Below are 6,937 nucleotides of genomic sequence, written 5' to 3' on the forward strand. Positions count from 1 at the left end.
ATATTCTATCTGTGATTTATTTGCTAAATTAGTTGCTTAACCACGCAACTAACCATACACAACAACGTTGGCAACAATTTGAGAAATGACGAAATACATTCAAATTTTAATTATCTTTTTAACCTTTTCTGCTTGCGGACAAAATGTAACCGAAATGAAAACACCTGAAAATGCGAATGAAAAGTTTGCGGAATTTATAGCAAAGAAAAAGTTCGTATCTGAAAATCATTATCCAGGAATTGCGGACGAAAAAATGCGACCAATTTTTACGGAAAAAATAAATCAAGTTGCGTCTGATTTTAAAACTGTTGCGGAATCTGATAAACCGACTGACAAAAAGTATCAAGAAAAAATCGGAATTGGACTTACAAGGTTTGCGGAAATTTATATGGAGTTGGATACAGAAGACCGAGAAAGGGTTTGCTCATATTTTGAGGAATTGATGGATATTGTCGAATTGGAAAGCTCAAATGGACAATTAAATGAGTTTATGTATGGATTTGACCCTAACAAACTGATTAAAAAAAATGAATAGTTCGGAAAAACTTTACGATTATCTCAATCCTAGATTACCAAACGATATGAATTATGAAAGTTTATATAATTTGTACTACACATTGTTTTGTACTCTGGATATTTTGCCTGACAATTTAAAATCGTTAAAACTAACAAAAGAAGCTTTAGCTAAAACATTTTCAAAATTATCATCGCAAAAAAATATTACTAATTTGGTGTCTAATAATAACATAATAGACGAAAATTATTGGATTGGACAAATTACAATTTCTATGAGAGAAGATAAATCACCGAATCACGAAAAAGCAAGAATATTAATCGGAATTAAATAAAAACTGTTGCCAACACCGTGTATAATTAATTGCTTTTTAGAGCTTACTTGCGAAAATTCCTGCGGAATTTTCTCGGGTTCGTTAAAGTTTGCTAAATTAGTTCCCTAACCACGCAACTAACCATACACAAACACGATGTGGTGAAATTGCCTGCGGCACGTAGAATCGCGTTTTCCAAACGCTTCCTTTCTACTAATTTCACCACATCGTCCACTGTTAATTGCACCTCGTCTAATTTTGTGCTATATTTAGTCGAGTCTACGTGAACTCCACACGAAACTACACACATCAAAGTGTATAGCGAATGAGGCGCAATTATGCCTTCCCGTGAGGCGCGCCTCACTTCGCCATACACAGTGGACGTTGTGCGTAAGCTGTCAGACCAACGAAAATCGAACTAAAATTTAAACTTTTTAGCTACTTACGAACGAAAAACAATCTGAATTAAATGATATTTAAAGGAATAAATAACCAAACAGTTGAATTTAGGATAACGAATTATCAGTTCCCTGAAATAACTGATTGTGAATATGATTCAAATTGGTTGTTAGTTTATTTAAAAGTAAAAAGTGATTGCGGAAATTGGGAAACGGTTGACCCTTCTCTTTTGGTAAGAGATTTAAAAGACATTATTGTATGGTTTGAGCAACTTTCGAATAATATAGAAACAGATACGGATTCTCTTGTGTTTATGGAGCCAAATTTGGAATTTGAACTGACTAAAAAATATGCGGATAAAAAACGGATAAGAATAACGTTTGATTTAGAATCTCGCCATCCAAATGCCAAAGATGGCGAAGAATTTTATGTAGATTGTGAATTTAATAATGCGGAATTAAAACAAATTGCATCTGAATTGAAAAAAGAAGCAGAATTGTATCCAGAACGAGCCTTAACGAATAGAAAAAAATCATACATTGATGTGTTTAAAAATCTAGGTAAATCTTTATTCAATTGAATACGAAAAAAAAGCCTACGCACAACAACGTGTATAATTCATTGCTAGTTATAGCCAACTTACGAAAGTCCTCGCGGACTTTCTATCTGTGATTTATTTGCTAACTTTATTGCTTAAACACGCAACGAAATCATACACAAAACCGTTAGCAACAAGCAAAAAAAACCAACTATGAACAAAGATTTAACCGCATTTGCAGAAGATATAAGTTGGTTTTTTCAAGAAAATGATAAAGTTGAAATTGAAGAAAGAACTCTTGAATTATCGAATGACTTTAAAAATATATTCCCAAAACTGACAAAACTGATTGAATGTTCACGAAAAACCTTTCTGCAAATTAATAATGTTCCTCACATTTTGTTCGCTTGGACTCATATTGATGACGAAATATTTGGATGGTTAAATAAAATTGAGGATTTAGAAAATGTATCAGATGAGTTAAGTGCTGAACACAAAATTTTATTGCAAAATATTGGTGGAATACAAGAATCGTTTAATCAGCCAGAGGATTCTCTAACCAATAATCAGAATTTTATGTTTATTGGAACTGAATGCAGTTTCGGAATTGGAAGTTGGAATGAATATTATAAAGAAACTTGCGAAGAAGAAAATATCAAACCGTTAGACCACTCAAACTTGATTTGTTTTGTAGAAGAGGCAAACGGGAATATGACTTTCTATGATTCTAAAACAAATAAAATAATATTATTCGCTTCTGACCATTGTTTTGATGACATTACGCCAATTAATGGACAACCAGAATACACATTTTACAGTTATGACAAAATAAATACATTTACAGATTATGTTGAACAAGTAGCTAAAGAATGGACAGAAGAAAATGCCAGTTGCTAACACTGTATATAATTTATTGCTAGTTCTAGCCTACTTACGAAAATCCTCACGGATTTTCTATTCGGTTTTTATTTGCTAAATTACGTGCTAAACCACGCAACAAACCATATACAAACACGTTGGCAATAATTAAAACTAAATAACAATCAATAATGAAGTACATATTATTTTTACTGTTTTTAATATCTATAAACTTTTATTCGTATTCTCAATTTAGTGAACCCTATAGACCGACAAAAGTTTTTTTAAAATCTGGAGATTCTTTAGTAGGAATGGGAAAAACAAGAAATAAAGCCTTTAAATTTAGAGCTAATTCAGAAAGTAAAGCTTTTTTTATTGACTTTTCAAAGATTAAATTTATTGAACAAAAAAATTCAGAGAATGAATGGATAAAATTCAAGTTTTTTCAAACTACTAATAGCGATAAATTTATTCGTGTTCAGGAATTAAATGTAGGTGAAACTTTGGAATTATATGCTATTATATCAAATGGAAATGTATCTGTAGCTGGAGGTGGTTCATTTCCAATGACTTCAGTTAGTTATTATTTAAAAAAGAATCAAGAAGAAAAACTGACTAAAATAGGAATTTATGACCCAGTATTTAGTGACTATACAACTCTAGTAAAGAATTATTTCTCAGACTGCCCAAAACTTATTGAACAGATTGAAAATAAGACTTTAAGGTTTAGAGATGGACTAGAAGAAATGGTAAAATACTATAACAGTAATTGTGTTGAGGATTAAAAACTATTGCCAACACCGTATATAATTTATTGCTAGTTCTAGCCTACTTACGAAAATCCTCGCGGATTTTCTATTTGGTTTGTATTTGCTAAATTAGGTGCTTAAAACACGCAACAAACCATATACAAACACGTTGTGCTTCATTACCTGAAACCGCTAACCAATGATAAAATTCTTTAGAAAAATTAGACAAAACTTGTTGATGGAAAACAAAACTGAAAAGTATTTTAAATATGCGATTGGTGAAATTGTGCTTGTAGTTATCGGAATTTTGATAGCGTTACAGATTAATAATTGGAATGAAAACAGAAAAAGCTCAAAAATTCGCAATAATTATTATAAACAGGTGTTACAAGATTTAGAAAAGGACACTATTTATATTAACAAAAACATTATAAATCTCGATTCGCGTCTTTCAAAATATCAAAATTATTTAGAAAAGTTACCTGAAGCAGAAAGCACTAATGATGTCATACCTCTTCTTGGTGCACTTGATTGGACATTTTGGTATACTAATTTTAATACAAACACCATAGAATCTTTAATTTCTACGGGAGACATTAAGTTAATGTCAGATGAAATAAGGAATGGCCTACTAGATTTGAGAACTACTCAAAACGAAGTTATTAAAAGATCATCTGGTAATAATGATGTTTTTTTAAAGGATAGCCAAAAAGCGGTTGGTCTTGGAGGTATAAATTTTATTTTAAATATAAATCCCAAATTATCAAATCAATTAATTAGAGAGCAAGATATAATTTCAGTTATTAATATCACAAATGGAACTTTTCAATTAAAAGATTTTACAGAAAAGAACTTATTGAAGGATATGCAAAATTTACTAGAATCCACAAAAGAATTATCTGAATTAATAAACGAAGAGTTAAATAAATAAATAACGAAAGCACAACAACGTGTATAATTAATTGCTTTGGCAAGTGCTTATTTGGAAAATTCCTTCGGAATTTTCTCGCGTTCGTTTTTGTTTACTAAATTAGTTGCTGAAACACGCAACTAACCATACACAACAACGTTGTAAGCAAGCGAAAGAAGCATCCGTCAACCAATGAAAATAATCATAAAATAATAAATGGAAGTAATAAATTCATTTTTCAGTAACATTAAAGATAAATTAACCAATCCTTATTTTGGTACACTTATCATAGTCTTAATAATTCATCATTGGGAATTGATATTCGGTGTCTTTAATTTCGACGAAGGATTTACTTTAGACAAAAAATTAGAATTTGTAAAAAATTATATTCTAAATAATATTACGTGGAAATCTTTTCTGTTGGACGCTTTACAAGCTCTTATCTATATGTTTATAGGTTATTTAATCGTCGTACTTACAAGAAGTATAGTTTTGTTCATTGAGTTTGGACTTATGCCTTTTATAACTGGGAAAATTGTCAATAAAAATGTTGTTCGTAGAACTGAATATGATGAAGTTGTTAAAGAGCGTGAACAATACTTTGACCAATATGAAGAGCAAAGAAACTATGTTAGAAATTTCTCAAAAACTATTGATGAACAAACTGAACAGATAAAACAAAAAGATGAAAACCTTTTAAAACAAACAAATACAATAAGTGAAACAATAAAAAAATTAGATTCTACTAAACAAGAATTAGAATCCTCTAAGAATGAAAATGGTAAAAAAAGTTTACAATTAGACCATTTGAAAAGTACGGTTGAATCACTTCAAAAAGAAAATAGTAATTACCTTGAAAAGGTTAATGGCTATGAAAATTTATATTTTAATGAAAAAAGTAAAAATTTCTATTCTTCAGTTAGTAAATTTCCACCTGAAATTTTGAGTAAAGTTCAAGAATTAAAAAATGACGAAAAATGGAAAGCTTTTTTACATTTAGGACAATTTTTTGAAACTGGAGGCTCAATTGGAGGAGAGTTAATGACAGAAATGATTAAGCGAGATTTGGCATTTGAAAGAGAGAAAAGAGAAGATTTGACACCACTTGGAAAAATAATTTATCGCTATAAGAAAGTTTTTGAGGATTATGATGAAAGACTTTTACTTTTAGGAAAATAAACGCCAGCTTACAACACCGTATATAATTTATTGCTAGTTCTAGCCAACTTACGAAAATCCTCGCGGATTTTCTATTCGGTTTTTATTTGCTAAATTAGTTGCTTGAAACACGCAACAAACCATATACAAACACGTTGTGGTGCATTTAAGAAAATGAGTGAATTAATAGAAAAATCGTCGAAAAAAGTAAAAGACCAAATGGAATTTTGGTTTTTTGGATTTTTCGGCAAAGAGAAATCTGATTTCAATGGAACCGAATTATTTACTCTTTTCGATTTAATTCCTGAATCGGAACAAATCGAGTTTAGCAAAAAAATGGAATTGAAAAAAAATGAAATTCCGGTTTTGATTTTAAAAATATCTGAATCTGAATTTATTATAAACTCAACTCATAAGTTTGTTCTTTTGGAAAGTTCAAAATCTGAATTCATTGAATACTCTGAATTTGAATGGCATAACGGATTTAAAGCTTTTGTGACTAACAGAGAAGATGGAATAAGTGTTAAACAAAATGGACATTTCGCTGATTTTAGAATTCGGAAGACAAACGGAGAAATAATAACACGAAAAATACCGACAGGGGAACCTGGTTTTGCTTTTTGGAATGTGACTAAAAAATGTGAATTAATTGGTCGAAAATATAAAATAATTGAATGAAAAACGACACCACAACACCGTATAAAAATAATTGCGGTTTAGTGCTTAATCAAAGGTCGTTGCGTGTTTGTAACGTCTGATTTTCCTTCGGAAAATCCTCGCATACAAACCCGCAACTATTCTTATACATAAACGTTGTGCATAATACCAAAATGACGAACCACGAATTGACATTTAGTAAAATAAAAGAGCTTTTGGAATCTCATTTTCCTGATAGGATTTCGGAATTTGAAGACGGAACTCATCTGGCTCTGAATTCGGAAAACGAAGAAGAATCGTCAATTTGGATTGAACTTGATGAAGGCGGAATGTTGACAGTTGGTTTCGGAATTAGTCACTTACATTATGACCCGAAATATGACGACTTGAATAAAGGGTTTAATGAGTTTTTACTATTTCTGACCTGTAAAAAAAGGAGAATCGATTATTACAAAGGAAAATTTCGTTTCAAGAACGAGTATGAATTTGAAAATAAAAATGGAACTTGGGAGAATTACGGAACTGCTTTAACTTGGGCTTTCCCATTTTGGAAAAAAACGGTAAAAAAAACAATCACTCAAAACGGATTTATAAACTATAAGGAAATTGAATCTGAAATTGAAAAAATAAAAAGTACTATGCACAACACCGTATAAAAATAATTGCGGTTTAGTGCTTAATCAAAGGTTGTTGCGCGTTTGTAACGTCTGATTTTCCTTCGGAAAATCCTCGCATACAAACCCGCAACTATTCTTATACATAAACGTTGTGCTTAATTTATGAAAAACATACTGCTGACATTAATAATCCTGACTTTGATTTCTTGTAATCAACTCACAAA

At 30.6% G+C, this 6,937-nt stretch carries 9 protein-coding genes; all 9 read left to right on the forward strand.

Annotated elements, in window-relative coordinates; genetic code table 11:
* Nucleotides 1-85 precede the first annotated feature (85 nt).
* A complete protein-coding gene (locus Q0807_RS18625; protein WP_301162027.1) occupies nucleotides 86-535 on the forward strand; it encodes a DUF4844 domain-containing protein in 450 nt (149 codons plus the stop codon).
* Entirely contained in the window at nucleotides 528-848 is a 321-nt protein-coding gene (locus tag Q0807_RS18630) for a hypothetical protein (RefSeq protein ID WP_301162028.1), read from the forward strand. The genes Q0807_RS18625 and Q0807_RS18630 overlap by 8 nt, the downstream gene beginning before the upstream one ends.
* A gap of 448 nt (nucleotides 849-1,296) precedes the next feature.
* Nucleotides 1,297-1,806 carry a hypothetical protein gene (locus Q0807_RS18635; RefSeq protein ID WP_301162029.1) on the forward strand — a complete coding sequence of 170 codons (510 nt, stop codon included), beginning with the start codon at nucleotides 1,297-1,299 and terminating at the stop codon, nucleotides 1,804-1,806.
* A 171-nt stretch (nucleotides 1,807-1,977) separates the two neighbouring features.
* Nucleotides 1,978-2,661 carry a hypothetical protein gene (locus Q0807_RS18640; protein ID WP_301162030.1) on the forward strand — a complete coding sequence of 228 codons (684 nt, stop codon included), beginning with the start codon at nucleotides 1,978-1,980 and terminating at the stop codon, nucleotides 2,659-2,661.
* A 152-nt stretch (nucleotides 2,662-2,813) separates the two neighbouring features.
* A complete protein-coding gene (locus Q0807_RS18645; RefSeq protein WP_301162031.1) occupies nucleotides 2,814-3,407 on the forward strand; it encodes a hypothetical protein in 594 nt (197 codons plus the stop codon).
* A 163-nt stretch (nucleotides 3,408-3,570) separates the two neighbouring features.
* Nucleotides 3,571-4,302: a DUF6090 family protein gene (locus Q0807_RS18650; protein WP_301162032.1), complete on the forward strand. Its 732-nt coding sequence runs from the start codon at nucleotides 3,571-3,573 to the stop codon at nucleotides 4,300-4,302.
* 195 nt (nucleotides 4,303-4,497) lie between these two features.
* The gene (locus tag Q0807_RS18655) at nucleotides 4,498-5,460 is read left to right on the forward strand and encodes a hypothetical protein (protein ID WP_301162033.1); all 963 of its coding nucleotides are present in this window, start codon (nucleotides 4,498-4,500) and stop codon (nucleotides 5,458-5,460) included.
* A 153-nt stretch (nucleotides 5,461-5,613) separates the two neighbouring features.
* On the forward strand, nucleotides 5,614-6,117 hold the full coding sequence (locus tag Q0807_RS18660) for a hypothetical protein (protein WP_240550702.1): 504 nt from the start codon (nucleotides 5,614-5,616) through the stop codon (nucleotides 6,115-6,117).
* A 152-nt stretch (nucleotides 6,118-6,269) separates the two neighbouring features.
* Nucleotides 6,270-6,752: a hypothetical protein gene (locus Q0807_RS18665; RefSeq protein ID WP_301162034.1), complete on the forward strand. Its 483-nt coding sequence runs from the start codon at nucleotides 6,270-6,272 to the stop codon at nucleotides 6,750-6,752.
* The last annotated feature ends 185 nt before the right edge of the window (nucleotides 6,753-6,937 follow it).

Source organism: uncultured Winogradskyella sp., from assembly GCF_947495255.1.
GTDB lineage: Bacteria > Bacteroidota > Bacteroidia > Flavobacteriales > Flavobacteriaceae > Winogradskyella.